General features: G+C 64.3%; 28 protein-coding genes and 1 tRNA gene. 14 read left to right on the forward strand and 15 right to left on the reverse strand.

Features of this window, described 5'->3' with window-relative positions:
* Nucleotides 1-44 precede the first annotated feature (44 nt).
* The 4 genes from VOI18_RS06935 to VOI18_RS06950 form a co-directional block, all read right to left on the reverse strand.
* Nucleotides 45-626: a DUF924 family protein gene (locus VOI18_RS06935; protein WP_323761671.1), complete on the reverse strand. Its 582-nt coding sequence runs from the start codon at nucleotides 624-626 to the stop codon at nucleotides 45-47.
* Nucleotides 623-2,419: a long-chain-acyl-CoA synthetase gene (locus VOI18_RS06940; protein ID WP_323761672.1), complete on the reverse strand. Its 1,797-nt coding sequence runs from the start codon at nucleotides 2,417-2,419 to the stop codon at nucleotides 623-625. The genes VOI18_RS06935 and VOI18_RS06940 overlap by 4 nt, the downstream gene beginning before the upstream one ends.
* Nucleotides 2,420-2,570: 151 nt before the next feature.
* On the reverse strand, nucleotides 2,571-3,434 hold the full coding sequence (locus tag VOI18_RS06945; RefSeq protein ID WP_323761673.1) for a DUF417 family protein: 864 nt from the start codon (nucleotides 3,432-3,434) through the stop codon (nucleotides 2,571-2,573).
* A gap of 460 nt (nucleotides 3,435-3,894) precedes the next feature.
* A tRNA-Leu gene (locus VOI18_RS06950) sits at nucleotides 3,895-3,979 on the reverse strand.
* A gap of 160 nt (nucleotides 3,980-4,139) precedes the next feature.
* Between VOI18_RS06950 and VOI18_RS06955 the strand changes: the two genes are divergently transcribed.
* From VOI18_RS06955 to VOI18_RS06965, 3 genes are read left to right on the forward strand one after another with little or no spacing between them, the layout of a single operon-like run.
* Entirely contained in the window at nucleotides 4,140-4,769 is a 630-nt protein-coding gene (locus tag VOI18_RS06955; protein ID WP_323761674.1) for an exopolysaccharide biosynthesis protein, read from the forward strand.
* Nucleotides 4,770-4,827: 58 nt separating this feature from the next.
* On the forward strand, nucleotides 4,828-5,355 hold the full coding sequence (locus VOI18_RS06960) for a disulfide bond formation protein B (protein ID WP_323761675.1): 528 nt from the start codon (nucleotides 4,828-4,830) through the stop codon (nucleotides 5,353-5,355).
* The gene (locus tag VOI18_RS06965; RefSeq protein ID WP_323761676.1) at nucleotides 5,352-5,933 is read left to right on the forward strand and encodes a demethoxyubiquinone hydroxylase family protein; all 582 of its coding nucleotides are present in this window, start codon (nucleotides 5,352-5,354) and stop codon (nucleotides 5,931-5,933) included. The genes VOI18_RS06960 and VOI18_RS06965 overlap by 4 nt, the downstream gene beginning before the upstream one ends.
* 10 nt (nucleotides 5,934-5,943) lie before the next feature.
* On the opposite strand, the gene VOI18_RS06970 is transcribed toward VOI18_RS06965, so the two are convergent.
* The 3 genes from VOI18_RS06970 to VOI18_RS06980 form a co-directional block, all read right to left on the reverse strand.
* Entirely contained in the window at nucleotides 5,944-6,453 is a 510-nt protein-coding gene (locus VOI18_RS06970; protein ID WP_323761677.1) for a DUF1697 domain-containing protein, read from the reverse strand.
* Between the two features lie 17 nt (nucleotides 6,454-6,470).
* Nucleotides 6,471-7,037: an HNH endonuclease gene (locus tag VOI18_RS06975; RefSeq protein WP_323761678.1), complete on the reverse strand. Its 567-nt coding sequence runs from the start codon at nucleotides 7,035-7,037 to the stop codon at nucleotides 6,471-6,473.
* Between the two features lie 227 nt (nucleotides 7,038-7,264).
* Nucleotides 7,265-7,930 (reverse strand): phospholipase, encoded by a 666-nt coding sequence (locus VOI18_RS06980; RefSeq protein ID WP_323761679.1) that lies wholly within the window; start codon nucleotides 7,928-7,930, stop codon nucleotides 7,265-7,267.
* Between the two features lie 253 nt (nucleotides 7,931-8,183).
* On the opposite strand from VOI18_RS06980, the gene gluQRS reads away from it, so the two are divergent.
* Nucleotides 8,184-9,020, forward strand: coding sequence for a tRNA glutamyl-Q(34) synthetase GluQRS (gluQRS, locus tag VOI18_RS06985; RefSeq protein WP_323761680.1), 837 nt, complete (start codon nucleotides 8,184-8,186; stop codon nucleotides 9,018-9,020).
* Here gluQRS and VOI18_RS06990 read toward each other — a convergent pair.
* Entirely contained in the window at nucleotides 9,017-9,577 is a 561-nt protein-coding gene (locus VOI18_RS06990) for a hypothetical protein (RefSeq protein ID WP_323761681.1), read from the reverse strand. The two genes, gluQRS and VOI18_RS06990, sit on opposite strands and share 4 nt — an antisense overlap.
* Before the next feature lie 136 nt (nucleotides 9,578-9,713).
* Here VOI18_RS06990 and VOI18_RS06995 point away from each other — a divergent pair, with 136 nt between their 5' ends.
* Both VOI18_RS06995 and VOI18_RS07000 read left to right on the forward strand, forming a co-directional pair.
* Nucleotides 9,714-10,763 carry a Rieske 2Fe-2S domain-containing protein gene (locus VOI18_RS06995; protein ID WP_323761682.1) on the forward strand — a complete coding sequence of 350 codons (1,050 nt, stop codon included), beginning with the start codon at nucleotides 9,714-9,716 and terminating at the stop codon, nucleotides 10,761-10,763.
* The gene (locus VOI18_RS07000) at nucleotides 10,763-10,969 is read left to right on the forward strand and encodes a twin transmembrane helix small protein (RefSeq protein ID WP_323761683.1); all 207 of its coding nucleotides are present in this window, start codon (nucleotides 10,763-10,765) and stop codon (nucleotides 10,967-10,969) included. Before VOI18_RS06995 ends, VOI18_RS07000 begins: the two co-directional genes overlap by 1 nt.
* A gap of 9 nt (nucleotides 10,970-10,978) precedes the next feature.
* Here the strand turns inward: VOI18_RS07000 and VOI18_RS07005 are convergent, their stop codons facing one another.
* On the reverse strand, nucleotides 10,979-12,085 hold the full coding sequence (locus VOI18_RS07005; protein ID WP_323761684.1) for a serine hydrolase domain-containing protein: 1,107 nt from the start codon (nucleotides 12,083-12,085) through the stop codon (nucleotides 10,979-10,981).
* 47 nt (nucleotides 12,086-12,132) lie between these two features.
* On the opposite strand from VOI18_RS07005, the gene VOI18_RS07010 reads away from it, so the two are divergent.
* Nucleotides 12,133-12,708: a cob(I)yrinic acid a,c-diamide adenosyltransferase gene (locus VOI18_RS07010; RefSeq protein ID WP_323761685.1), complete on the forward strand. Its 576-nt coding sequence runs from the start codon at nucleotides 12,133-12,135 to the stop codon at nucleotides 12,706-12,708.
* Between the two features lie 112 nt (nucleotides 12,709-12,820).
* Nucleotides 12,821-13,414, forward strand: coding sequence for a YceI family protein (locus VOI18_RS07015; protein WP_323761686.1), 594 nt, complete (start codon nucleotides 12,821-12,823; stop codon nucleotides 13,412-13,414).
* A gap of 63 nt (nucleotides 13,415-13,477) precedes the next feature.
* On the opposite strand, the gene VOI18_RS07020 is transcribed toward VOI18_RS07015, so the two are convergent.
* Both VOI18_RS07020 and VOI18_RS07025 read right to left on the reverse strand, forming a co-directional pair.
* Nucleotides 13,478-14,980, reverse strand: coding sequence for a serine hydrolase domain-containing protein (locus tag VOI18_RS07020; protein WP_323761687.1), 1,503 nt, complete (start codon nucleotides 14,978-14,980; stop codon nucleotides 13,478-13,480).
* A gap of 5 nt (nucleotides 14,981-14,985) precedes the next feature.
* On the reverse strand, nucleotides 14,986-16,074 hold the full coding sequence (locus VOI18_RS07025; protein ID WP_323761688.1) for an alpha/beta fold hydrolase: 1,089 nt from the start codon (nucleotides 16,072-16,074) through the stop codon (nucleotides 14,986-14,988).
* A 103-nt stretch (nucleotides 16,075-16,177) separates the two neighbouring features.
* Between VOI18_RS07025 and VOI18_RS07030 the strand changes: the two genes are divergently transcribed.
* From VOI18_RS07030 to VOI18_RS07045, 4 genes are all read left to right on the forward strand, one after another.
* A complete protein-coding gene (locus VOI18_RS07030) occupies nucleotides 16,178-16,573 on the forward strand; it encodes a PadR family transcriptional regulator (RefSeq protein ID WP_323761689.1) in 396 nt (131 codons plus the stop codon).
* The gene (locus tag VOI18_RS07035) at nucleotides 16,570-17,121 is read left to right on the forward strand and encodes a hypothetical protein (protein ID WP_323761690.1); all 552 of its coding nucleotides are present in this window, start codon (nucleotides 16,570-16,572) and stop codon (nucleotides 17,119-17,121) included. The genes VOI18_RS07030 and VOI18_RS07035 overlap by 4 nt, the downstream gene beginning before the upstream one ends.
* 294 nt (nucleotides 17,122-17,415) lie before the next feature.
* On the forward strand, nucleotides 17,416-18,165 hold the full coding sequence (locus tag VOI18_RS07040; RefSeq protein ID WP_323761691.1) for an electron transfer flavoprotein subunit beta/FixA family protein: 750 nt from the start codon (nucleotides 17,416-17,418) through the stop codon (nucleotides 18,163-18,165).
* Between the two features lie 2 nt (nucleotides 18,166-18,167).
* Nucleotides 18,168-19,097, forward strand: coding sequence for an electron transfer flavoprotein subunit alpha/FixB family protein (locus VOI18_RS07045; RefSeq protein WP_323761692.1), 930 nt, complete (start codon nucleotides 18,168-18,170; stop codon nucleotides 19,095-19,097).
* 68 nt (nucleotides 19,098-19,165) lie between these two features.
* Here VOI18_RS07045 and VOI18_RS07050 read toward each other — a convergent pair whose 3' ends face one another.
* The 4 genes from VOI18_RS07050 to VOI18_RS07065 all read right to left on the reverse strand — a co-directional run bounded on the left by VOI18_RS07050 (nucleotide 19,166) and on the right by VOI18_RS07065 (nucleotide 22,889).
* Nucleotides 19,166-20,578 carry an amidohydrolase family protein gene (locus VOI18_RS07050; protein ID WP_323761693.1) on the reverse strand — a complete coding sequence of 471 codons (1,413 nt, stop codon included), beginning with the start codon at nucleotides 20,576-20,578 and terminating at the stop codon, nucleotides 19,166-19,168.
* Nucleotides 20,579-20,666: 88 nt separating this feature from the next.
* Entirely contained in the window at nucleotides 20,667-21,782 is a 1,116-nt protein-coding gene (locus VOI18_RS07055) for an AraC family transcriptional regulator (protein ID WP_323761694.1), read from the reverse strand.
* 65 nt (nucleotides 21,783-21,847) lie between these two features.
* Nucleotides 21,848-22,147: a hypothetical protein gene (locus VOI18_RS07060; protein ID WP_323761695.1), complete on the reverse strand. Its 300-nt coding sequence runs from the start codon at nucleotides 22,145-22,147 to the stop codon at nucleotides 21,848-21,850.
* 154 nt (nucleotides 22,148-22,301) lie between these two features.
* Entirely contained in the window at nucleotides 22,302-22,889 is a 588-nt protein-coding gene (locus tag VOI18_RS07065) for a TlpA disulfide reductase family protein (protein ID WP_323761696.1), read from the reverse strand.
* 25 nt (nucleotides 22,890-22,914) lie between these two features.
* Between VOI18_RS07065 and argH the strand changes: the two genes are divergently transcribed.
* Together argH and lptM are read left to right on the forward strand one after the other, a co-directional pair.
* Nucleotides 22,915-24,333 (forward strand): argininosuccinate lyase, encoded by a 1,419-nt coding sequence (gene argH, locus VOI18_RS07070; protein WP_323761697.1) that lies wholly within the window; start codon nucleotides 22,915-22,917, stop codon nucleotides 24,331-24,333.
* Between the two features lie 11 nt (nucleotides 24,334-24,344).
* Entirely contained in the window at nucleotides 24,345-24,482 is a 138-nt protein-coding gene (gene lptM, locus VOI18_RS07075; RefSeq protein WP_323761698.1) for an LPS translocon maturation chaperone LptM, read from the forward strand.
* The last annotated feature ends 26 nt before the right edge of the window (nucleotides 24,483-24,508 follow it).

Consider the following 24,508-nt stretch of genomic DNA (forward strand, 5'->3'; position numbering starts at 1 on the left):
CTGCCCTGCGGTCGAATTTGCCGAGTCGTTCTGTCCCCGCGGCGTCAGGCGCGCTTGCGACCGGGCGCATACCCGCCACCCTTCAGGTAGGCCGTCTCGGCCGCTGTCGAGCTCCGCTGGAGGGCCTCATTGCGATAGGGAAAGCGTCCGAACTGCCGGATCACATCGCGGTGCTTGATCGCGTGATCAAGCGTGCCGGTGCCCGACAGCCGCTCACCGGCCAGCGCAACGCACAGGTCCTGGTCCTCGATCTCCTCGGAATGCATGAAGGGCATGTAGACGAAGGCCCGTCGATCCTCGGGTATGACCCAGTCATAGCCGCGCTCGACCATGTCCCAGGCGATATTGCGGGCGAGCTCATCATGGGCGAAGGCGTGACCGGAGCCGCGCCAGGCATTCCGGGTGAACTGGTCGAACATCACGATCAAGGCGAAACTGCCGAAGGCGCTGTCTTCCCACGGATGCTCGCTCTCCCACCACAATCGGGCGTGCGCCTCGATGGGGCGGGCGAACAGGCGCCGCACGCGGGCGTCGAAGGCCGGCGAGGATGCGTACCAGCGGGCCGGACCGGCCGTCTCGAACCAGAAGTCCAGGACTTCGTCGATGGTGGGGTCGTGAATACTCATACCCGCAGGCTGCCCGATTGGATCGCCTCGTACAGCTGCGGTGTCATCGGCACATAGCGCCCCTCGCCGGGGTGATCGAGCAGGATGGCGTCCTCGACCCGGGCCGGATCAAACCCGTCCTTGACCAGATCGACCTTGCGGAACTTGAAGGTGCCGGTGGTGTCGGTCTGCTGCTGGAGACGCAGGAAGAGCGGGCGGGCATAGGCCGGCAGCGACGCGTGCACATGGGCATGAAGGGCGTCCAGCTCGAGGTCGCGGCCGTCCTCGGTGACCAGCGCCGCCATGCCGGCCCGGCCGGAATGACCGCTGACCTCGACGCCATAGACATTGGCCTGCTCGATCCCCTTGAAGGAGAACGCCTCTGCGACCTCGCCAGTGGCGACATTCTCGGACTTCCAGCGGAAGGTGTCGCCGACCCGATCGATGAAATAGTAGTAGCCCAGCTTGTCGCGTGACATCAGGTCGCCGGTGCGGAACCAGGCATCGCCCGGCTCATAGACATCGCGCAGCACCTTCTTCTCGGTGTCTTCCTGCGAGCCATAGCCATCAAAGCGGAACCGCGCATCGGACGGGTCGATCCGGCCGATCGCCTCGCCAACCTCGCCCGGTTCACACGGCACACAGCGCCCCTCAGTGGTGCGCAACGGCATCTCGCTGTCGAGATCGAACTTCACCAGGTCGATATTGAACCGGCTCTTGAGGTAGCCGGGCACACGCCCGACCGCGCCGGGCTGGTTGTAGGCGTTCACCAGACCGACATTACCTTCGGTCGAGCCGTAGAATTCGACAATGTCCGGCACCGCAAAGCGGGCCTGGAAGGCGTCCCAGACATCGCGGCGCATGCCATTGCCGATGGCGCACCGGATGGTGTGACCCGCCTCTTCGGGCACCGGGTCGGAATTGACCAGGAAGCGGCACAGCTCACCGACATACATGAACAGGGTTGCCTCGAAGCGCTGCACATCGGGCCAGAAAGCGGAGGCAGAGAAGCGGGGCCGGATTACCAGCGCGCCGCCAAACGACAGGGCGCAGCCGACCCCGCACAGACCACCGGTCGCATGATAGAGCGGCAGCACCATCATCATCCGGTCTTCCGGCGCGGCCTTGGCGATGATGGCGAAGATGTTGAGATAGTAGAGCGCCCGAACATGCGTCATCAGCGCCGCCTTGGGCAGGCCGGTCGTGCCACTGGTGAACATTTTCAGGACCGGCGCTTCCGGCTTGACGGTTTCGCGCACGGATCGGTCCGGACGCGTGTCGTCGAGGCCGGCCAAGGCATCATCCAGACCTTCAGCCCCCCCGAATTCACCATCGAACGACCAGGCCCGGATGTCCCCGACGCCGCAAGTCCTTGCTGCGTCATAGGCCAGCGACAACGAACCCTCGACAATGGCATGGCGTGTTTCGCCGATGGTCAGGCAATGGGCCAGTGACGGTCCGGTCAGCTGGCTGTTGATCAGGGAGGTGACCAGGCCGACCTTTGACAGGCCGAACCAGATGGCGATGTATTCCCAGCGATTGCTCATGAACAGGGCGACCGAGTCGCCGGGCTTGAGGCCCTGTGCCAGCGCCCAGTGCGCGATCCTGTTGGCGAAGGCGTCGAACTGGCGGTAGCTGACCTCGCCGTCATCGAGGATGGCCATCGGGCGGTCGGGGAAGCGGTCAACGGTGGCCTCGATATGGTCCGGCACACGGATGCCCGATCCGGAACCGACCTTGCCGATCTTCTTCAGCACCGAGAGCATGCTTGTCACATAGTTGAACTCGCGCGCGATGGCGCCCAGCATGCCCATCTGACCAGACCTCCCTTGTTTCCTTGCGCGAAACGTTATGGCCCGCCCCCCTGCGGTCAAGCAGGGGCGGCCGCTGACGCGGCAAGTGTGAACACATGTTTCAAAAGATTACCGGCGAAAGCCGCGTCAAGCGCGACCGACCGCCCTCTCCCTACCGGCGCCGCATGGTCCCCTCGCGACCGGTTTCCGAGAGCAACGCCAGGCAGACCGCCAGCAGCGGCAGGTCCTTGAGCAGGAAGTGACCGGCCCGCCCCAGCGCCGGAAAACCGCCAATGTCCGCCGCCCAGCTGCCGGGGAAGGAGAACAGGAAGCTCAGGGTCAGCACGAAGGTGATCATGGCCATGACCAGCCCGATCCGGAACAGCGTGTTGGAGAACCAGTAACCGGCCAGGGCGATGACGGTGATCAGCTCGATCACACCGATCAGGTTGGACACGGTCTGCAGCGGCATCAGACCCAGCAGCCAGGCGAAGAACGGGCTGGTCTGAACCAGCGGCTCGATCCCGGCCGCCTCGACCGCCGTGAATTTCATGCCGCCAATCCAGCCCAGCACCATAACCAGGCCGAGCCACATCACCGGCTGGCTCCACATCCGCATGTCGGTGTGTCGCTGGGCAAACATGCGCGAGTTCTCGAAACTCCCGCCCCACAACGACAGGCCCAGGATGGCAATGTATTTGAGGATGCCCTGGCCAGAGCCGATCGCCGGGAAACCCCCGGCAGAGGCGATCCAGACCGGATTCGTGAGTAAAACCGTCAGCGCCAGGAAGGCATACAGCCCGGTCATGGCAAAGCCGATGCGCCGGAAACTGCCCGACGGGATCGGCGCGCCGACCAGCACGGCCGCGATGATCTGGTAAACACCCAGCGTCTTGGCCGCAGATCCGGCCTGCCCGGCCAGTCCGGACAGGAAGGCATGCCCCCCGATCCAGCTGCCGGTGATCTGCGTCCCGACCTCGGTGAAATTCATCACCCCGAACCACAGGAACATCACCGCCAGTGACAGGCGGGCCAACAATAACGCGTTTCCAGGCGACACCAGGTCAGGCCTCCGTCCAGGCTCGGATGAGGAAGGCTAACACCGGCCAGTGCGACTGACGAGGCCCGATTTCAAGAGGTTGATGACGATGTGGACAGGTGGGGCGGCGGTGCCATCGCAGCCCTGGCTCGTGTGGCCACAAGCGCGACGGCGCGCCGGGCGGTCAGCCCGCCCCATCGGAGGCGTGAGCGCAGCGAGCTGCCGTGAGATCAAGACCCGACCCCGTTGAGCCGCAAGCGCGACCGCGCGCCAGCGCCCATGCGCTGCCCCATCGGAGGCGTTCGCGAAGCGAATAGCCGTGAGATAAAAAGTAATCCGCGCCGACGGACCGGTCTCGAACACCCCAGCCTTGAGCGCGTTCAATGTGAGCATCGACCCCAGCTGTGAAAGCGGTGCCTGGCTCGGGTCGAGCGGAGCGGGAACAGAAAAGAAGAAATGGTGCCCCTGGCCAGACTCGAACTGGCACTTCCGAAGAAAACGGATTTTGAATCCGTCGCGTCTACCAATTCCGCCACAGGGGCCCTGTGACCGCCGTGCGGGCCTGTACTTGCAGGTCGTGCGGGGCGGGGAAATTCGGAGGCGCAAGCTGCCCATCCGGCCTCAACCTGTCAACAACCCATTCCGCTTGGCCACCCCTGCCGGTGCAGTTAGGTTCGGGGACGTTCCACAAGGGATGACAAGATGACCGACACCTCTCCACAACGCGGCCTCATCGGGACGCTGGAACAGATCGCCGGTGAGGCACCCGATGACGGGCTGTCCCTGGGCGAGTTTGTTGATGCGCTGGGCGAACGGGCCTTCGGGGTCATCCTGTTCGCGATGGCGTTGCCGGTCTGCATTCCCTTTCTGTATGGCGTGCCGCAGGTTATGGCGCTGCCGATGATGGCGCTTGCCGCGCAGATGGCGATGGGTCGGCCGGAGCCCTGGCTGCCGTCCGGCTTCAAGGCCCGCCGGATCGACAAGGCCGGACTGACCCGCATGGCGCGTGGCGGCCGCAAATGGTTCGGCTGGCTGGAAGCGCTCGCCCGGCCACGCCTGACCGGCCTGTCCGGCGCCATGGCCGAGCGGCTGGTCGGCAGCGTCTTCGTGCTGTTCTGTGCCTCGATCCTGGTGCCGCTGCCACTGACCAATTCAACGCCCGGCGTGGCGCTGGTGATCGGCTCGCTCGGCCTGCTGACCCGCGACGGCCTGTTGGTGCTGGCGGGACTGATCCTCGGCATCGCCTGGATCACGCTGCTGGTTACATTGTTTTTAGTCTTTGGCTCGGCGGCCGTGGATGTATTGAAGGACTTCATCCGGTCGCTGCTGTGACCGATAGTCGTTCATGTGCGCATTGGTCGCGGTGCCTGGCAGAGGTGAAATCGTAAGAATGCGTTTCATGAACCCCGTGCTGACCCAGTTCCCGCTCACCCGCTGGCCGCTGCTGCTGGCTGGCGGATCGCTCATGCTGATGCTGGGCGCCTGGGGTTTTCAGTATATCGGCGGCTACGAGCCTTGCGCGCTGTGCTTTGACCAGCGCCACATCCATCTGACCGTGATCGCACTGGGCCTGGTGTTCGGCATCGCCCTGATCGTGCGCCCATCACTGGCGAAGCTGGCTCCGTGGATGATTTTCGCCATTGCCGCCGTGCTCGTCTATTCCGCCGGTTTCGCGTTCTGGCATGCCGGAATCGAATATGGCTGGTGGGAGGGTCCGGCGACCTGCACCACCACCGGCGGCATGCCGCAGGTCGACCTGTCCTGCATCATCGACGGCACGGATTGCGGGCCGATCGTCCTGTGCGACGAAGCGGCCTGGACCCTGCTCGGCATTTCCATGGCCGGTTTCAATGCGCTGATCTCTGCCGCCATGGCGATCGTGGCCACGCTGGTCGGCATCAAGGGGCTGAAGTCATGACCAAGGCGGACCGGACCAAATCCTTCACCCCGCCCATGCCGGGCAATCGCCGCCCGGCGCGCCGCATCGAGGAAATGATCCGCGTCGATCATGCCGGTGAGTATGGCGCCGTCGCCATCTACCAAGGCCAGCGCGCGGTGTTCAAAGCGCTGCCGCACAAGGCCCGCATCGCCCGCCAGCTGGAAGAGATGGAAGCCGACGAACAGGTCCATCTGGACGCGTTTGACGGGCTGATTTTCAAGCATGGTGCCCGGCCGACCGCACTGGCGCCGATCTGGAACCTCGCCGGACGGGCACTCGGTACGGCGACGGCCCTGATGGGCGAAAAGGCCGCCCACGCCTGCACCGAAGCCGTCGAGAGCGTGATCGAGCAGCACTATGCCGGTCAGGTCGAGGAGCTGCGCGCCATGGGCGAGGACGAGCTGGCCGACCTGTTCGCCAAATTCCGCGAGGAAGAGCTCGAGCACCGCGACCTCGCCATCGAGGAAGGCGCCAAACAGGCGCCGGGCTATGCCTTGCTGTCGCGCGCCATCGAGGCCGGTTGCCGGGTGGCGATCAAGGTCTCCGAACGGGTCTGATCGCAGCGCATCAGCCGGACGCCATCTGCACCAGTTTCATGACCGTGTTCATGTTGCGCGCCGTCCCGGCCTTGGCGGCAGGTATGACCAGTTTCGACCGGCCCATGCCATCCACATAATGGGTGTAGATCTCGCGATGCCCGGCGGCGACCTTCTCGCTGGCCTGGTGTTTCAGCGTGGCATGCAGATCGGTGGGCGGAGCGGTGTCGAGGAAGAGCACAACGCAGCGATTGCCCGGCGCCTCGGGGAAGGGATTGCTGTCGCACACCGCCTGCATCGCCTGTGGCGAGCGCATGATCACGCCGACCGGCTTGCCCGCGTATTCCGCCAGCGCCGTCTCCAGCATCGCTCCGGCTTCCGCGACGCCCAGTTCGCTCTCGAAGACCAGATTGCCGGACGCGATACAGGTGCGCGGATTGTCGAAACCGATCCGCTGCGCCATCGCCTTGAGCTCGGCCATGGGCAGCTTGCCGGTACCGCCGACATTGACGGCCCGAAGGAGGGCGATGTGCGTTGGCATGAGAGGTCTCCGGACGACTAGCGTTCCAGTTCAATGTCCCAATAAAGATAGTCCAGCCAGCTTTCATGCAGGAATTTCGGCGGGAAGCGGCGGCCCTGGGATTGCAGCTCGTGCATGTTGGGGCGTTGCGGCGGACGGGGCAGTGGCATGCCGGCCTCGCGCGGTGTGCGGCCACCCTTTTTCAGATTGCACGGCCCGCAGGCGGCAACAATGTTTTCCCAACTGGTCTTGCCGCCGGCGCGTCGCGGGATGACATGGTCAAAGGTCAGCTGGTCGACACCATGCTTGCCGCAGTAGACGCATTTGAACCCGTCACGGAGCCAGACATTGTATCGGGTGAAGGCCGGCGTGCGCTCCTGGTGGACATAGTCGCGCAGGGCGACCACCGACGGCACATGCATCTCGAAACTGGGCGAGTGCACGACCTCGTCATAATGCGAGACCACGGCAACCCGTTCCAGGAAGACATTCTTGATGGCTTCCTGCCAGGGCCAGGTCGAAAGCGGCCAATAGCTCAAGGGTTGGTAGTCCGCATTCAGGACCAGACAGGGCCATCCCTGCAGTGCCCGATCAAGCACCTGCATGGCGACCTCCCTCGCTGCGACCGGCCCCAACCGGTTGGCCGGGCCTGATCGGAAGGGGGTGGGTATTGCGGACCACAGTCCTGAAAGCACACCTCCCGTCGCACGCCGAAGGCCGATTCGTCAGTCCGAATCATCCTGCTTCCGGCATGCGAGCCAAGGCTACTCCTGTTCGTGTGCCATGCCCATGACAGGCGCGGGAAAGCTGGCCGACAGCCGCCGGGTGTGGCTTAGCGGTAACGCCCGGCCAGGGCTTGGGCGATGAAGTGGCGGCCAATGTCGAGCCCGTCCTCGCCAATGGAATGAGGCAGTCCCTGCGAGATATGCCATTGCGCGCCATGACCGGCAGCGGCCAGGTTTTCCAGCGCATCGAACATGAAACCGAGCGGCAGGACCTGGTCCTGGTCACCGTGAACCAGCATCACCGGCGGCTTGGAGCGCATCTCCTCTTTCAGACGCCCGCCGCCCGGCAGCGCCCCGGAAAAACCCATGATCCCGGCCACCGGACGTTCGCGGCGCAGCCCGGTTGCCAAAGACAGCATGGTGCCCTGCGAGAAGCCGCACAGAACCAGATCGCTTTCGGTCAGCCCGTAGCGAGTGAGTTCCTGGTCGATGAAGGCGTCGACAATGGGCCAGGCCGTGGCCGCACCGGCCGCGATCCGTTCCGGATCGAGATTGGAGATCGGGAACCACTGATACCCGTCCGGCGCGCCCGGCACCGGGTCCGGCGCGTTCGGCGACACCCATTGCACGTGCGGCAGATCCCGCGCCCAGTGCTGGCCCAGCCCGATCAGGTCCTGCCCGTTCGAGCCATACCCATGCAGGAAGATCACCAGCTTTGTCGGCTTCGAACCGTCGCGCGGCGGCAGGCGCGGTCCGTCAATGGGTCGGGTCATGAAGGAGCTCCGGATTGATTGCAGACTGGATAGAGGGATGCGGGGGATGGGGGCAAGGGGTGGAGTGGGTCGCACGCAACATCCCGGCATTCTTGTCATCCCTGATGGACGCCCGGCGCAGGCCGGGCGCAAGTCAGGGACCTAACTCGTGGCACCACATGGATCCCCGCCGTGCGTCCGGCCTTCGCCGGACATCCTGCGGGGATGACAATCCGGGTATTGAGTTTTTTGAAAAACATGGCTCCCTCCCACAATGACCTTCACCACCCGCTTCGCCCCGTCCCCCACCGGGCACCTGCACATCGGCCATGCCTTCTCGGCCTGGACCGCGTTTCAGGCGGCGTGCGAGGCGGAGGGGCGGTTCATCCTGCGGATGGAGGATATCGATACCGTTCGCTGCAAGCGGGAATTCGAGCCGGTCATTCTCGACGATCTGATCTGGCTCGGGCTGGACTGGGAAGAGCCGGTGCGGCGCCAGTCGGAGCATTTTCCTGATTATGCGCGGGTGCTGGAACGGTTGCGCGGACTGGGCGTGGTCTATCGCTGCTTCAAGACACGGCGCGAGATCATGGACGATATCGCGCGGGCGCCGCACAGCGTCGGTGAGGTCTATCGCGGCCCGCTGTCACCCCTCAGTAGCGACGAGGAAGCGACACGCGTCGCCGCCGGTGACCCGTTCGCCTGGCGCCTGTCGCTGGCCCGGTGCCGTAATTTCCTGGGTGAGCGCTTTTCCGCCATGCGCTTTCTCGAAGATGGCCAGGGCGAGCAGATCGCCGACCCGGACCCGCTGGGCGATGTCATCCTGGCGCGCAAGGATGTCGGTACCAGCTATCACATCGCGGTGGTGCATGATGACGCGCTGCAGGGGATCAACCATGTCATCCGCGGCGAGGACCTGCGTGCAATGACGCCGCTGCATGTCCTTTTGCAGACCCTGCTCGACCTGCCGACGCCGGTCTATCGTCATCACCGGCTGCTGCTGGACGACAACGGCGAGCGTTTCGCCAAGCGCAACACTTCCGTGACGCTGAAATCCCTGCGCGAAAGCGGCGTGACGCCAGACGAGTTGCGGACCCGGTTTGGCGGCTAGGGGCTGCGCCCCGCGACCTCCTCACGCTCGAGCACACGGGTCAGCGTGCCATCGCGCCAGACATATTCCCGTACCGCCACCCGGCTGCCTGCAGAGCCAGCGAACACGCCTTGGCGGACCACGAAACGCGCCTCTTGATAATCGGTCCGGGTGGAGACCTCGTTGCCGGACATCAACCAGATGACCTGGTAGTCCGCGCCGTCTGACATCAGGGCGGGAAAGGCGCAGATCGAGCCGCCACAGAAATAGGCGACCGCCGATCCGATTTCGCTGCGGCATTGCAGGTCCTGGGTCGAGATGGCGAAATCGGGCAGGCGATCATCATTGATAAAGCCGACAGCGCGCGGCGCCGCCTCGATGGCCGCATGGCTGCAGGTCAGGTCACCGTCACTCATGGCTGCCAGGTGGACTTGTAATGCCGCCACCGCCGCGTCCGGCAGGCGAGCCTCATCGGGCAGTGGATCAGGCTCGTCGGAGCAGGCTGACAGGGCCATAGCTGCCGTGAGGCAGATCATGGTGACCCGGGAGATCATGGCTGCAGGTGATGTGTCGTGCATGCGCGCTTCCTCCAACGCGCCCCCTTTGCGGCAGCCAGACTAGCGCCCGGCCCTCGCTCGCGACAAGCCCATATGCCGCACATGTGATGCCGCCCGACCGCTAGGCAGGCGGCGCTCAACGCGCTATGTCGCGTTCATGTTTGTCAAAGACCTGTGGTATTTCGGCGCCCTGTCGAGCGAGCTCAAACCGGGCCAACATCTCCATCGCGAGCTGTTGGGCCAGCCGATCCTGTTCGGCCGCGACCATGACGGCAAGGCCTATGCCTTGAAAGACATCTGCCCGCACCGCGGCATCCTCCTGTCCGGCGGCGAAGCGCAGGAGCATGATGGCGAGACCCAGGTTGAATGTCCCTATCATGGCTGGCGTTTCCGCACCGACGGCTCGTGCGCGGCCATCCCCTCGCTGACCGCCGACCAGGCCGAGGCGATGGACCTGACCAGGATCCGCGTGCGCCGCTTCCCGGTACATGAGGATCAGGGCCTGATCTGGATCTGGTATGCCGACGAGGCGAATGCCGACAGTGCCCCGTCAATCGATCCGCCCAGGCTGGACATTCCCGACGGCCACAAGCCCAAACTGGTGGTGCACGACGTGTTCAATTGCCATGTCGACCACGCGGTGATCGGCCTGATGGACCCGGCCCACATCCCATATATCCACCGCCAGTGGTGGTGGCGGTCGGCCAAGTCGGTACACGAAAAGACCAAGAAATTCGGACCCGTAGAGCGCGGCTTCTCGATGCTGCCCCACGTGCCGTCGAAGAATTCCTACCTGTACTCGCTGATGGGCGAACCGCAGACCGAGATCCGCTTCCAGCTGCCCGGCCTGCGCACCGAATACGTCAAGGCCGGCGGCAAGCATTTCACCGGTTTCACCGCCGTCACGCCGACCAATGAGAACTCGACCGCAATCACCATTGTCGTCTACTGGGATCACTGGCTGCCGACGATCGTGCCCAACCCGGTGATCCGCAAGGGCATCGAGACCTTTGTCGGCCAGGACCGCGACGCCGTGAACGCCCAACAGGTCGGCCTGGCCTATGATCCCAAGCTGATGCTGATCCACGACAGTGACGTGCAGGCGAAATGGTATTTCGCCCTCAAGCGCGCCTGGGACAAGCATCGCGAGACCGGCGAACCCTTCAAGAACCCCGTGCGCGCAGCGGAACTGCGCTGGAGAAGCTGATGGATACCTTCCTCACAGGCCTGCTCTACATCGCCATGCTGGCGGTCGTCATCACGCTCGGCTTCGGCATTTTCAACATGTACAAGTCCGACGACAAAACGCGCTCGCGCTCGAACAAGCTGATGCGGCTGCGCGTCGTGCTGCAGTTCGCCGCCGTCCTGCTCATCATCGCTATCTTCCTGGTGAAGGAAAACTTCGGCGGCTGAGGGTAGCGGTCATTCGCCAAAGGCTTCGCGGGTCGCCTGGTTGAAATAGGGGCCCAGCCCCCCGGTGTCGCCGTCATTGGCGGCAATGATCACAGCCTGGTCGCGATCCGGCCAGATCGTCATCTGAACCAGCCAAAGCGTGTTCGACCCGTTGTGTATCAGCCGGGGGCCATCGATCGCCCAGCCCATGGCATAGTGCTCGCCAAACGGCGGCGTATGCAGGGTTTGCCAGGATCCGGCATCGAGGAAACCCGTGTCCTCGCCACGTGCCCCGGCCATGTGCACGGACAGATAGCGTGACAGGTCCTCCAGCGACATGTGGACCGTGCCGGCCGGTCCCAGAACCGGCGGATTGTCAGACGTCGGACCCGGCGCATAGGCCGCCCGCCGCCCGAACAGGCCGGACCGGTGACCGCGCGGCTGGTCGACGGTCTCGGCACTTCCCGGCGCACCGAACCCGGCGCTTTCCAGGCCGAGCGGCTCGAACACCTCGCTTTGGATCAGGACTTCCCAGTCTTCCCCGGTTGCCTGCTCCAGCATGGCACCCGCCACGACATAGCCGGCATTGGAATAGTGGAATTCTGTCTCCGGCTCGACCGCCGGCCCAGCCGACAACACCATCGCCGCATAGGCGATACGCTGCGGTGCGATATCGCCACCTTGCGCGCCTTGGGCGACAAAGCTGAACATGGCCGCCGGACCGACATTGGCCGGCAGACCGGACCGGTGACTGAGCAGGTGACGGAAGGTCAGGTCGCGATAGGCAGGATTGATGTCATCCACCACCGCGCCGAGGTGCTGGGCGATGGTGTCATCCCAGCTGATGCGTCCCTGCTCCGCCAGACGTGCCACCAGGGTCGCGGTCATGGACTTGGTATTGGAGCCGAGATGCCAGAGGTCGCCCGGTTGAAGCGCGATGTCGGTGCCGACCGCGCGCTCTCCTGCAAGGCCAAGCTCGATCTCATCGCCCTGCCGGATGAGAATTCCGATCCCCGGCACTCCGGTCCGCTCACGGATGATTTCCGCACCGGCCTGGATTCCGCCGCCCTGGGCGTCGGCGACAGACAGCGTCGCCGCGACCAGACTCGCCGCCAGGACCGTTATTGATTTCAGCATACCCCGCGCCCTTTCAACCGAGCCGTCCTGACGCTAAGACAAGCGCCATGGTCCGTCTCACGAAAATCTACACGCGCACCGGCGACACCGGATCGACCCGGCTCGGTGACATGTCGCAGACAGTCAAGCACGACCCGCGCGTTGACGCCTACGGGGATGTCGACGAGACCAATTCCTCTATCGGCTTGGCGCGCGCCGCGCTGGAACGGGACGACCCGCTCGATGCGCCCCTGGCCCGGATCCAGAATGATCTCTTCGATCTGGGGGCGGACCTGTGTGTGCCGGAAAGCGATACTCCGCCCGATTACGAGCCGCTGCGTGTGACCGAAACCCAGGTCGATTGGCTGGAGGGCGAGATCGATCGCCTCAATGGCAAGCTCGACCCGCTCACCTCCTTCATCCTGCCCGGCGGGAGCGAGGCAGCGGCCCGACTGCACCTGTCCCGCACGATCTGCCGCCGCGCCGAGCGTAAGGTTTCGGCCCTGATCGCCGATGGCGCGCGCCTCACACCGGCGGTCCTGAAATATCTCAATCGTCTGTCCGACCTGCTCTTCGTGATGGCCCGGACGGCGAATGATGAAGGCCGCGCGGATGTGCTTTGGGTGCCGGGCAGGGATCGCTGACAGCGCTCATTCTTTCCGATTTGGAAACATCAACTTCGCGTCACCCCGGTCGACAAAGTGCCGCAGCCTCCTAAGTGTAGGCCCACAAGTTCAGTCCATACGGAGCAACCGCATGACCCGCCTTTTCCTCGCCGCTTCCGCGGCCCTTCTCACCGCCACCGCCGCCACAGCCACCGCTTTGGCCGAACCGGTGAGTTTCGAGTTCGACAAGACGCACACCGTGATCGAGGCCCGCTGGGACCACCAGGGCTATTCGACGATGTCGCTGCAGTTCACCGATTATGACGGCACGCTGTCGCTGGACCTGGAAACCCCGTCCAACTCGACCGTCGACATCACCTTCAACCTGATCGACGGCTTCTGGGTCGGCGCCAACCAGGACCGCTTCATCACGCACCTGAATTCGGGCGATTTTTTCGAGACCGAAGCCAATCCGACGGCGCATTTCGTTGCCACCGGCTTTGACAGCGCAGACGGGCAGACCGGCACCATGACCGGCGATCTGACCATGAACGGGATGACCCATCCGGTGAGCCTGGACGTGACCTTGAACCGGGTCGGCGAGACCCGCGACGGCACAACCAAGCTGGGATTCACCGCGACCGGTTCACTGATGCGGTCGCAGTGGGACATGGGCTTCGCTGTCCCCTACGTCTCCGACGAAATCGAACTGTTCATTTCGACCGAAATGACGGCGGCTGACTAGGTCGTCGATCGACGATTCGCTGAAGGCGCGCCCGGGCCGGGCGCGCCTTCAAGCACGATGCAGCTACCCTTGCGAGGGTTGGCGGGCGGACCGCACCGGGTTTGACCACAGACACAGCGTCCACACGGTCAACAGACCGCTGACAACAAGTGTCAGGCCTTCAAGCTCATCGAGCGGGATTTCATCAATCAGGATGGTCTCGGTGCGCCAGATCACCGAATTGGTCCACGACACCCAGATCGAGAACACCAACATCGCCAACATCAAGGCGAAGCCGGCAAGACGACCGGTCAGGCGAATGGGTCCGTGCCCCGTCGGGCGCAAAGACAGCGCACGGCGTCCCGTCAGCATCCCGCCGCCCAGCCACCAGGCCGATCCGATCGCCAGCCACCCCAGCCCCAGCGACCACCAGGCGACACTTCGGGCGGTCCCGAGGACCGATGCACAGCGGGTCACTCCGGCTTCGCTTTCCATCAACGGCAGCCAGGCACAACTCAGATCGAGGTCGAGCTGGGCACCGCTGGTCGCGTTGGTCAGGAAATAGAACGCGTCACCGGTTTCCGGCCGGACATAGATTTGTCCATGCCAGGTCGAGTTGTTGCCGCCATGACCCAGCAGATTGCCGCGAGGCGTTTGCCACCGGGTATAACTCATAGCATAGCCCGGGTCGGGAACGGTCGGCGCGAAGGCCGCCGCCAGACTCTCCGAGCCCAGAACGCCGCCGCCATCAAAATGCGCCAGCAAAAAGCGCTCGATGTCATCGCCCGACGCCCAGCCTCCCGCAGCTGTCAGGGCGACATCACGCAGGCTTTCAATGGGTTGACGATAGTAGTTGAACGCGTCCGCTCGGTGCGGCAGCAGCTCGGGCGCAAACCCGCTATTGTGCATTTCCATAGGCGCAAACAGGCGGGCGTGCGCTGCGGCTTCGAGTGTCCCGCCCGTGATATCCTCGATCATCATCTGCAGCAGGACATATCCACCGCCTGAGTAGGACCGCGTCGTGGCCGGTTCTCGAACCAGGCCAAGCGGTTCGAATGTGGTCGACAGCTCGATGACGTCGGCCGGCTGTTCCTCGTGGGCCCCGTACCCCCCATAGCCGATGAGGTTGGTGCCGGCGGTATGGCGCAGCAGGCGACGAACTGTGACCTTGCCCGCGTCATGGGAGCCGGCCGGAAGCGCGAAACGCGTCAGGTACTGGCTGACCGGCGTGTCGAGATCGATCAAGCCGGCCTCGGCCAGGTCGAGCACCAGCCAGACCGTCAGCGGTTTGGAGATTGATCCGAGATTGAACGACGTATCGCCGGTCACCGGTCGGCCATCGGCTGTCGCCACGCCCTCTCGCGCCGACCAGACCACCTCGCCGTCCCGGATCACACCAGCCACGACTCCGGCAATGGTGTATTCGCGCATGGCGTCGTCCAGCACACGGTCCATCGTGTCGGCGAGGTCGGCATTCTCCATCGCTGGCGAAGTGGCCGGCACGCTGCGCAGGTCGGCCGTGGTGAAGCCCGCAGCGACAACCGCCAGGCTGGCACAAGCCAATCGCAAATATGTGATCGCACGCATGTCCATTACTCCGCGCTGGCTGCCGGCATGGCCAGATCTGCCCGCTCGCCCAGCCAGTGGGCCACCAATTCGAGGACGTCCTGCGCGACCGCATGATCCTGCTCGGCCGGGTTGGCCATGGCGTCGGTCACGGACTGGAGCAGGTGGTTCTTGCCCCGCAACACGGTAACGCGCGAGCCGATCTGCGGATCAATGGCACCGCCGAGGGCTGCCGCGTTCTGGATCGGATTGACCGAAAGATCATGCTCGCCATAGACGCCCAGCACGGGTCCGTCATAGTCGCGCAAGGTGGCGCGCATGTCGTGTTCCAGCCAGCCCCGGATATATGCGGACGACAACGTGTCCAATCCAGCCTCGTGCGGCAGGCCCAGCGTGTCGAAAACGCCGGCCAGCCGGGCGCGCGCCTCGGCTTCCGGCTCACCCGCCACGCCGTCGAGGGTCGCATAGATCATGCTCAGGAACTGTTGATTGGCATCGAGGGCTGCCTGAGGGTCGTCGCCGACAAGTTGCTGGGCGAGATACTGGCCGGAGAAGACCTCCCTGAAGGCCACCGCCGGAGCAGCCAGCATCACCACGAAGGACGGATCCATGTCGCCAGCGACCATCATCGCGATCGCGCCACCCTCCGAATGCCCGACCAGGCCGGCGCGCCTTGGGTCGATGGATGGATGTCCGCGCAGCTCTGTCAGAGCGGCCCGGGCGTCCGACGCCAGGTCAGTTGCCGTGGCGGCTGCGAAATCGCCGGTCGACTGACCGACACCCCGGTCGTCATAGCGAAGGACAGCAATACCATTGGCCGCCAGGTGCTCGGCCCAGACCGCAAAGGGGCGGTGCTCGCCGAGACCCGGATCATGACTGTCCCGGTCCTGCGGCCCGGACCCTGAAATCATGACCACGCCCGGAAAGGGGCCGTCACCGTCCGGCAAGGTCAATGTCGCACCCAGCGTCACCGAGGCCGCGTTCGGATTCGCGATACGTATTTCCTCGTCCACCGCTTGCGCCAGTACCGGCGACTGCAGCACCAACAGCGAGGACATCATCGCCGCCGCAAGCGCGACAGCACCGCGAATTCCCTGTTCTGTAACAATTTTCATCATAGCCACCTATTACTTTAAGCTAGTTACCTAGGAATGCTATATATGTTGCTATGTGGGTGCGCAAGCCCTATGCAGGATCGACAATGAAAAGGCGATATGAGTGCCCGACCACTCATCGCCCGCTGACAGGACGGCCATGGCGGACGCTGACCCGATTGATGACATTCTGGAACGCTGGAGCTCGCAGGCCCGAAAGGGCTATTTCGAGATGCTGCTGTTGGCCCGTGTGAGCGCGGGTCGGGCCTATGGCTATCAGATCGTTGCCAGCCTCAAGCACGCGCCCGGCTTTGCCAACCTGGCCGAAGGCACGGTTTATCCGGTCCTGTCCCGCATGAAAAAGGACGGCCTGGTGACAGCCGAGTGGGTTGCCGAAGAGACCGGCGCCCCGCGCAAATATTACACCATCACCGAGCGCGGCCGGCAGACACTGGACCGAATGCGACAGGTCTGGACCCGCATGGGGGACGTTCTCAACGCCCAGGGAGTAAATTCATGACGACCGATCTCGACCTGCTGGGCGACGACGCCAAACGTATATGGCGACAATTCCTTCGGCGACTGGACTGGGCCAACCGCAACCTCGCCGCCGAGGATCGCGCCGAAGCCCGGGCCGAAGCCGCCGCTCACATGCGCGAGGCGATGGGCGACGCACGGGCCGAAGGAGAAGCCGAGCGGCTCCTGGCCGCCATTGCGGAGTTCGGAGACCCGCCTGCTCCCCCTCCCGTCTGGCGCAAGCCGGCCGCCATTGTCGGACATTACTGTTCGATCATGGTGATTGGCGCGACGGGTCTGGTGGTTCTGGCCCTCCTGCACATGGCCGTCATGGAAATTTTCAATCCTGCCGGCGTTGGCGTCTGGGTCTTTCCGGACGAAGCCGGCTTTACCCTGTCCTACGAGGCTCAACAGGGTGCCGAAGAAGTTCTGGGCGCCGGCTTTATCCCCGTCATGCTGGCGCTTTGCGCAATTCTGGGCGGAGCGATTTACGGGCTCTGGCGGTTCGCCCTGTCGCCGCGCGGCCCCGTCGCCGGATGGATGAGGCCCTGATCCGAAAGCGCCACCTGCGACAATGACGATCGTCACGCAGGCGCAAAAACATACTCAAACAATGAAAATGAAATTGCGCCGAACTCTCATAACGAAGGCCCGGCTAGCAAATGGGCGCAATCACACGTCCATGATGACGATGAAGAGGTCCATACCGACAATACCGGAACTGTGAATTGACGCGCGCGTAAGCCAGTTCGACGCATTGACTTACTGCACGGGCGAAGGCAGGTTTCCGGCCTATTCTTGTCAGGTGCGCAGACCCATCCGCGCGCGGCCAATCGGAGCCCCAGCATGAAGATTCTCGTCCCCGTCAAACGGGTCGTCGATTACAACGTGAAGGTCCGCGTCAAGCCCGACCAAACGGGCGTCGACCTCGCGAACGTCAAAATGTCCATGAACCCCTTCTGCGAGATCGCGGTCGAAGAAGCGATCCGCCTGAAGGAAAAGGGCGTCGCCGAAGAGATCATCGTGGTCTCTGTCGGACCGGCCCAGGCCCAGGAAACGATCCGCACGGCGCTCGCGATGGGCGCTGATCGCGGCATACTGATCCAGACCGACGATGCCGTCGAACCGCTCGCTGTCGCCAAGCTCCTCAAGGCCGTGGTCGACGAAGAGAGCCCGGAAATCGTGCTGCTCGGCAAACAGGCCATTGATGGCGACAACAACCAGACCGGCCAGATGCTCGCCGCGCTGCTCGACTGGCCGCAGGGCACCTTTGCCTCGGAAGTCGCCATCGCGGACGGCAAGGCCTCGGTCACGCGCGAAATCGATGGCGGTCTGCAGACCCTGTCGCTGACGCTGCCGGCCGTTGTCACCACCGACCTGCGCCTCAACGAGCCGCGTTATGCGTCGCTGCCGAACATCATGAAGGCCAAGCGCAAACCGATCGACACCAAGTCACCGGCTGACTACGGCGTCGACACCGCGCCACGCCTGAGCGTGGTGAAAGTGACCGAGCCGCCCAAGCGCGAAGCCGGTATCAAGGTCGAAAGCGTCGCCGAACTCGTCGACAAGCTGAAAAATGAAGCGGGAGTGATCTGATCATGGCTGTTCTCGTTATTGCCGAACATGACAATGCCAGCCTGAATGACGCCACCCGTGCCGTCGTCACGGCGGCCAAGGCGCTGGGCGGCGACGTCCATGTTCTGGTCGCCGGCTCGAATGCCCAGGCTGTCGCCGATGCCGCCGCCAAGCTGGACGGTGTCGCCAAGGTGCTGCACGCGGAAAGCGACGTTCTCGCCAAGCCGACGGCGGAAGCCATGGACGCGCTCGTCACCCCGCTGATGGCGGATTATGACGCGGTGCTGGCCGCGGCCACGACATCGGGCAAGAATTTCATGCCCCGCGTTGCGGCCAAGCTGGACGTCATGCAGATCTCGGAAATCTCCGAGGTCGTCGCCCCCGACACCTTCGTACGCCCGGTCTATGCCGGCAACGCGATGATGACGGTAAAGTCGTCCGACGCGAAGAAAGTCATCACGGTCCGCCCGACAACGTTCGGGAAAGCCGGCGATGGCGGCTCTGCCAGCATCGAGGATCTCGGTGCCGCGTCGGGTCCGTTCAAGTCGCAATTCGTGTCCGAGGAACTGTCCAAGTCGGACCGTCCGGAACTGACCGCCGCCAAGATCGTCATCTCCGGTGGTCGCGGCATGCAGTCGGGTGACAACTTCCACCTGCTCGACTCGATCGCCGACAAGCTGGGCGCCGCCGTCGGCGCCTCGCGTGCTGCGGTCGATGCCGGCTATGTGCCGAACGACTACCAGGTCGGCCAGACCGGCAAGGTCGTCGCGCCCGAGCTCTACATTGCCGTCGGCATCTCCGGTGCCATCCAGCACCTCGCCGGCATGAAGGACTCCAAGGTCATCGTCGCCATCAACAAGGACGAGGAAGCACCGATCTTCCAGGTCGCCGATTACGGCCTGGTCGCGGATCTCTTCAACGCCCTGCCCGAGCTCGACGCCGCGCTCGGCTAGGCTGACGCGACATCGAAACGATCAAGGCCCGGCTGGTTCAGCCGGGCCTTTTTCGTGATCCGGTCGAACTACCGGATGGCGAGTTGGTGCTGCCCCAGGCGCCACCAGGTGCGGAGAGAGGATGGCTGCGTTGCCGCTTCGGACAGATCATCGAGCCGGTCCCGATCAAGCCAGCGGCCGTCGCGCATCACCGCTTCAAGGTCATGGAGGCGGGCCAGGTCCTGTGTCGGGTCACCGTCCACCAGGATCAGGTCGGCGGCACAGCCGACTGCCAGGCAGCCGATCTGCCCGTCCATCCCCAGCACGTCCGCGCCATTCAGGGTGGCCGCCTGGATGGCTTCGAGCGGGGTCAGACCGGCTTCCACGAGGATTTCCATCTCACGAAGGGTGGAGACACCATGGGGCGAGACCATCACACCGGAATCCGAGCCAACCGTCAGCCGGACGCCGGCCTGATGGAGCGCCCCGGTGAAGGCGATATAGAAGGCCTGCATGCGGGTCCGGTCATCGTGTTGATAGGCACTCCAGAAGGCCCACCCGTCACGCTCGAAGCTGGCGACCACCGGATTGTAGCCGGTCATCTCGGGGCGCGTGATATGAGCGCCCTCGGTCTCCACGATCCGCGCCAGGTTTTCGTGCACGACCAGCGTCGGATCGATTACCGTTCCCGAGGTCGCGATCTGGCGGGCAAGCTGGCGCATGCGATCCATGTCCATGTCATCGTCCAGCCCGTACCAGACGACCGATTCGGCATGTTCCAGGGTCTGGAATCCAGCCTCCAGCGAGGCGACAAAAGGCAGCGGGTCGGATTCGGTGCCCTCGACCGGGTGACCGCTCATCGTCATTCCCAGCGCGGCGGCTTCGTCGCGGATGGCAGCAAAACTCTCGCGCGACAGGTTGGAATAGAGCTTGAGATGGCGAAACCCGGCCGCATGCTGTCGGCGTACGGCGGCCCGTGCCTCCTCGGCGCCAGCGACCAATTCTTGCAGCTCATTGCCGTTGCGGCCCCCGATTTCATTGAGGATCGGACCGGTCGTGATCAGGCGCGGTCCCAGAATGCCGCCACGCTCGATCCGCTCGGCCAAGGGCAGGTGAAACGGCATGCCGCCCGTATTGCGCACCGTGGTGACGCCGTGTGCCAGACCCGCCGCGAGATCGGCTTCATCGAACACATGCACATGGACATCGATGAGACCGGGCATCAGCGTGCGTCCCTGCGCGTCGATCCGCTCGAGATCGTCATGGCCGCCCGGGACAGCGCCCGTGCCCCGCCACTCGATCCGGCCATCGATCACCAGAACCGAACCATCCGGCTGCAAGGCACCCGTCACCGGGTCGAGCAGAACCGCATTCTCGATCACATGGGAGCGATGATCGTCCCGCTCTGGCAGCATGCCGGACGGCACCTGCCAGGCGGAGACCAGGAAGGCGGTGAGGCCCGCGAGGAGAAGGGCCATGACGGCCAGGAGTGTTCGCAACATGTGTGTCTCCCGTTTGTTGACGGGATGACAGGAGCACGACACCGCACCGGGGTCGTCCGGGATCCGGAAACCGGACGTCCGGAATCCGTCAGCGAATAACCTGATCGGATGCCGGACCTTGCGCGGAAGGTGACAGGGCTTCGACATAGGCCGATGGCGTCTGACCGGTTTCCCGCTTGAAGACGGCATTGAAGACTGATTTCGAGCTGAAGCCCGCCGTGTAGGCCAGATCGATCAGGCGCCGTCGTGCCGGTCCCGCGGCATCCTCCTTCATCATCGCGCACACATCCTCGATCCGCAGCGCGTTGATGTAGTCATTGAAATTGCGACCGGTCTGCGACTTGATCGCCACCGACACCGCCCGCTCGGCGAGACGCGCGGCCGCCGCCACCTCCTGCCGGGTGAGCCGGGGCTCGGAGTACAGGGCCTCACCGCGCACGACCGCCTCGATGCGCTGGAAGTCCGACGCCCGATCGGCAGTGTCTGTCGCGCCGACCGGAGTGGCTGTGGCCGGCTTGCCTGTGTCGCGACCCCATCCGGCGAGCATGTCCGCGTCCAGGCCCGAGAACAGGCGCCCGTGGCGGACAGCCAGAACAATGAGGACACAGAGGAAGAGCAGCGAGATCGCGATCTGGAACACATAGGCAGACTGGGTCCCCAGCCAGGGCCAATAGGGATGCAACCAGCGCGCATCCATACGCACAATGTCGAAGACCCCGTCGACGACGTAGAACACGATCAGCCCCACCATCCAGTTCAGCTGGATGGTCTGGGCGTCCGAACGGGTTTCGCGGGTGGCCCTGTGGAAGCGATGGATCATCATGATCGTGGCCGCCGAATAGGCGAACAGGCTCAGCCTGGCAGCATGCTCGACCAGGCCGATCCAGGGCGTCAGAAACAGCGCGATCAAGAATGGCATCGCGTGCGGCGAGTCGCGCCAGCGCAGACCCGGCCCGGACAGCATCACCCCCCGGGCGACCAGATAGACCAGGGGCGGATAGGCGAGACGAAAGGCCGGCGTCACCAGCCAGATGCCGCGAAATCCGGCGACTTCCTCCAGAAAATTGAAGACCATCCAGAGCACCGACATCGCCATCAAGGCTGACGCCGCCCGCAGCCGCGGTTGCGACACCGTCAGGGCAACACCGAGGCCGGCGACCGCTATCAGCGCGAATTGCAGGAGATTGACGGCGGACAGGGTCATCGCGCCAGACTAGCCCGGTTGGGGATGGTTACAATCGGCCCGGCCGACGTCACGGCGCGGCGGCTTCACGCCTTCCACCCGCGAAACACGCGATACTCGCGGATCCCGGCCAGCGCGCGATGTCCGGCTGCTGCGTCACGGGATGTCACCGCCTCGGCTACCAGGCGGTACAGATGCTCTGGCGCTTCCTGAAGATGCGGCGACCCCATCAGGCCGGCATCCAGCTCCACGCCATTCTCGGTCGCGCCGATCAGCGCCTGTTCGATCCGCCACAAATCGCCGCGCAATCCGCCGTCGCGGGATTGGTGGCGCATCACCAGGATCGCAAGGACAACCAGCAAGGCAAAGGGAAGCAGAAGGGCCATGACACAGCTTTATTCGCTTGCCGCGGCGACCTCAATCGCTTCCACCACCGGGCACAGGTCAACGAGCCTGACACTCACCCCGGCGGGTCGCCTGTTCAGCCCCGCAGCGCCCCGCCACAGTTGACGTTTGGACGGTCACGAAATGACCGTGAGGTCACACATTACGCCGGATCGCGGCGCGGATCAGCGCGTAGGCATCGTCGCTATTCCATTCCGCCGGAGCCGGCACGCGACCGATCTCCCGACCCAGCCCGTCATAGAGAATGGACATCGGCAGGCCGATCGCCCGCACGCGATTGGGGCTGGAAAAGGTCTCGTCGTGGATGAGCGGCAGATTGTCGAGCTCCATTCGGGTGAGAAACTCACGGGCATCCTCGATCGAGCGGTCCAACGTCACCGTGACGACCTGGAACTCATCGCCCCCCAACTCCGACTGGAGGTCGGACAGCGCCGGCATTTCTTCCACGCAGGGCCCGCACCAGGTCGCCCAGTAATTTACCAGGATCACCTGGCCGCGATAGTCGGACAGCCGGACTTCTTCGCCATCGCCATTGCGATAGGCCAGGTCGGGCTGCGCCGGGGCGTCGTCGATCGAGACAAAGGCCCGCATCTCACCATGAGCATAGCTGTCCAGTGGACCGGTTTCGCCCTTGCTCGCACCGGAAAGCATCACGTATAGGAACCACCCTATGGCCAGGATGGTCATGCCCAGTATACCAAGGCCGATCGGCGACATTTTCATATCATTTCCTCCACGGGACACCGACATGGCTGACGACAGTTCGAACGACGGCCGGGCAAAGGCCTCCAGCGCCATGTGGGGCGGCCGCTTCTCGGCCGGCCCGTCAGCCGTCATGGAGGCCATCAACGCGTCGGTCGACATCGACCAGCGAATGGCGGACCAGGATATTGATGGATCCCTCGCCCACAGCCGAATGTTGGCCGCAACCGGGGTGATTTCAAGCGCCGATGCTGCGGCGATCCAGCGCGGGCTTGAACAGGTCCGCTCCGAGATCCATGCCGGCGACTTCCCGTGGTCGAAAGCGCTTGAAGACGTTCACATGAATGTCGAGGCGCGATTGAAGGACATTATCGGCGAGCCCGCCGGCCGTTTGCACACCGCTCGCTCGCGCAATGACCAGGTCGCGACCGACTTCCGGCTCTGGCTGCGCGATGCCTGCGACCGGATCGACGCGATGCTCGCCGCTTACCAGACTGCCCTGGTCAAGCAGGCCGAGATCCATGCCGACCAGGTCATGCCGGGCTTCACCCATTTGCAGACCGCGCAACCGGTCTCGCTGGGTCACCATCTTTTGAGCTATGTGGAAGTCGCGCAGCGTGATCGCGGCCGTTTCGCCGATGCCCGCAAGCGCCTCAATGAAAGCCCGCTCGGCTGTGCGGCCCTGGCCGGCACCGCCTTCCCCATCGATCGCGAGATGACCGCCAGTGATCTTGGGTTTGACCGACCGATGGCCAATTCACTCGACGGCGTCGCTGCCCGTGACTTTGCGCTGGAAGTGCTGTCGGCCGCCTCGATCTGCGCCGTGAACCTGTCGCGCTTCGCCGAGGAGATCGTGCTGTGGTGCACCCGCCGTTTCGGCTTTGCGACCCTGTCCGATGCCTGGTCGACCGGCTCCTCGATCATGCCGCAAAAGCGCAATCCCGACGCCGCCGAGCTGGTCCGCGCCAAGCCGGGCCGCATCATCGGCTCGCTGACCGGACTGCTGACCGTGGTGAAGGGCCTGCCGCTCGCCTATTCCAAGGACCTGCAGGAAGACAAGGCGCCGGTCTTCCAGGCGATCGACGATCTGGAACTGGCCTTGCTGTCGATGGCGGGCATGGCCGGCGACCTCACCTTCTTCCCTGAAGCCCTGGAAGAGGCTGCCGGTGAAGCCTATTCCGACGCCACCGACCTCGCCGACTACGTCGTGCGCGAGCTGGGCAAGCCTTTCCGCGACGCCCATCACATCTCCGGCTCGATCGTCAAACGGGCCGAGGCCAGAGGCGTGCCACTGGCGGAGCTGTCGCTGGCCGAGATGCAATCCGTTGAACCGGCTATCGACGAGGCCGTGTTTTCCGTGTTGAGTGCGCGGGCATCGATGATGAGCCGGACCAGTTTTGGCGGCACGTCGCCGATCCGGGTCCGCGAACAGGTGGCGATCTGGAAGGATCGCCTGGGTTGTTGAGAGCAATTGCGATGAAACGTCTGGCTACCTTCACACTCGTCGCGCTCAGCGCGCTCGCCGTCGCGGCCTGTGGTCTGCGAGGCAATCTCGACCGTCCCGACCCGCTCTGGGGTGAGCCGCCGGCCGCGGAAGACGAGAGCGGCGAATAGCCGGTTGACGCCCCAGCGGCTCACCA

Source organism: Maricaulis sp. (assembly GCF_034670125.1).
GTDB lineage: Bacteria > Pseudomonadota > Alphaproteobacteria > Caulobacterales > Maricaulaceae > Maricaulis.

Coding starts and splice junctions, on each gene's coding strand:
- VOI18_RS06935 (WP_323761671.1), bottom strand. CDS start 626: ATGAGTATTCACGACCCCACCATCGACGAAGTCCTGGACTTCTGGTTC.
- VOI18_RS06940 (WP_323761672.1), bottom strand. CDS start 2,419: ATGGGCATGCTGGGCGCCATCGCGCGCGAGTTCAACTATGTGACAAGC.
- VOI18_RS06955 (WP_323761674.1), top strand. CDS start 4,140: ATGACCGACACCTCTCCACAACGCGGCCTCATCGGGACGCTGGAACAG.
- VOI18_RS06960 (WP_323761675.1), top strand. CDS start 4,828: ATGCGTTTCATGAACCCCGTGCTGACCCAGTTCCCGCTCACCCGCTGG.
- VOI18_RS06965 (WP_323761676.1), top strand. CDS start 5,352: ATGACCAAGGCGGACCGGACCAAATCCTTCACCCCGCCCATGCCGGGC.
- VOI18_RS06970 (WP_323761677.1), bottom strand. CDS start 6,453: ATGCCAACGCACATCGCCCTCCTTCGGGCCGTCAATGTCGGCGGTACC.
- VOI18_RS06975 (WP_323761678.1), bottom strand. CDS start 7,037: ATGCAGGTGCTTGATCGGGCACTGCAGGGATGGCCCTGTCTGGTCCTG.
- VOI18_RS06980 (WP_323761679.1), bottom strand. CDS start 7,930: ATGACCCGACCCATTGACGGACCGCGCCTGCCGCCGCGCGACGGTTCG.
- gluQRS (WP_323761680.1), top strand. CDS start 8,184: ATGACCTTCACCACCCGCTTCGCCCCGTCCCCCACCGGGCACCTGCAC.
- VOI18_RS06990 (WP_323761681.1), bottom strand. CDS start 9,577: ATGCACGACACATCACCTGCAGCCATGATCTCCCGGGTCACCATGATC.
- VOI18_RS06995 (WP_323761682.1), top strand. CDS start 9,714: ATGTTTGTCAAAGACCTGTGGTATTTCGGCGCCCTGTCGAGCGAGCTC.
- VOI18_RS07000 (WP_323761683.1), top strand. CDS start 10,763: ATGGATACCTTCCTCACAGGCCTGCTCTACATCGCCATGCTGGCGGTC.
- VOI18_RS07005 (WP_323761684.1), bottom strand. CDS start 12,085: ATGCTGAAATCAATAACGGTCCTGGCGGCGAGTCTGGTCGCGGCGACG.
- VOI18_RS07010 (WP_323761685.1), top strand. CDS start 12,133: ATGGTCCGTCTCACGAAAATCTACACGCGCACCGGCGACACCGGATCG.
- VOI18_RS07015 (WP_323761686.1), top strand. CDS start 12,821: ATGACCCGCCTTTTCCTCGCCGCTTCCGCGGCCCTTCTCACCGCCACC.
- VOI18_RS07020 (WP_323761687.1), bottom strand. CDS start 14,980: ATGCGTGCGATCACATATTTGCGATTGGCTTGTGCCAGCCTGGCGGTT.
- VOI18_RS07025 (WP_323761688.1), bottom strand. CDS start 16,074: ATGAAAATTGTTACAGAACAGGGAATTCGCGGTGCTGTCGCGCTTGCG.
- VOI18_RS07035 (WP_323761690.1), top strand. CDS start 16,570: ATGACGACCGATCTCGACCTGCTGGGCGACGACGCCAAACGTATATGG.
- VOI18_RS07040 (WP_323761691.1), top strand. CDS start 17,416: ATGAAGATTCTCGTCCCCGTCAAACGGGTCGTCGATTACAACGTGAAG.
- VOI18_RS07045 (WP_323761692.1), top strand. CDS start 18,168: ATGGCTGTTCTCGTTATTGCCGAACATGACAATGCCAGCCTGAATGAC.
- VOI18_RS07050 (WP_323761693.1), bottom strand. CDS start 20,578: ATGTTGCGAACACTCCTGGCCGTCATGGCCCTTCTCCTCGCGGGCCTC.
- VOI18_RS07055 (WP_323761694.1), bottom strand. CDS start 21,782: ATGACCCTGTCCGCCGTCAATCTCCTGCAATTCGCGCTGATAGCGGTC.
- VOI18_RS07060 (WP_323761695.1), bottom strand. CDS start 22,147: ATGGCCCTTCTGCTTCCCTTTGCCTTGCTGGTTGTCCTTGCGATCCTG.
- VOI18_RS07065 (WP_323761696.1), bottom strand. CDS start 22,889: ATGAAAATGTCGCCGATCGGCCTTGGTATACTGGGCATGACCATCCTG.
- argH (WP_323761697.1), top strand. CDS start 22,915: ATGGCTGACGACAGTTCGAACGACGGCCGGGCAAAGGCCTCCAGCGCC.
- lptM (WP_323761698.1), top strand. CDS start 24,345: ATGAAACGTCTGGCTACCTTCACACTCGTCGCGCTCAGCGCGCTCGCC.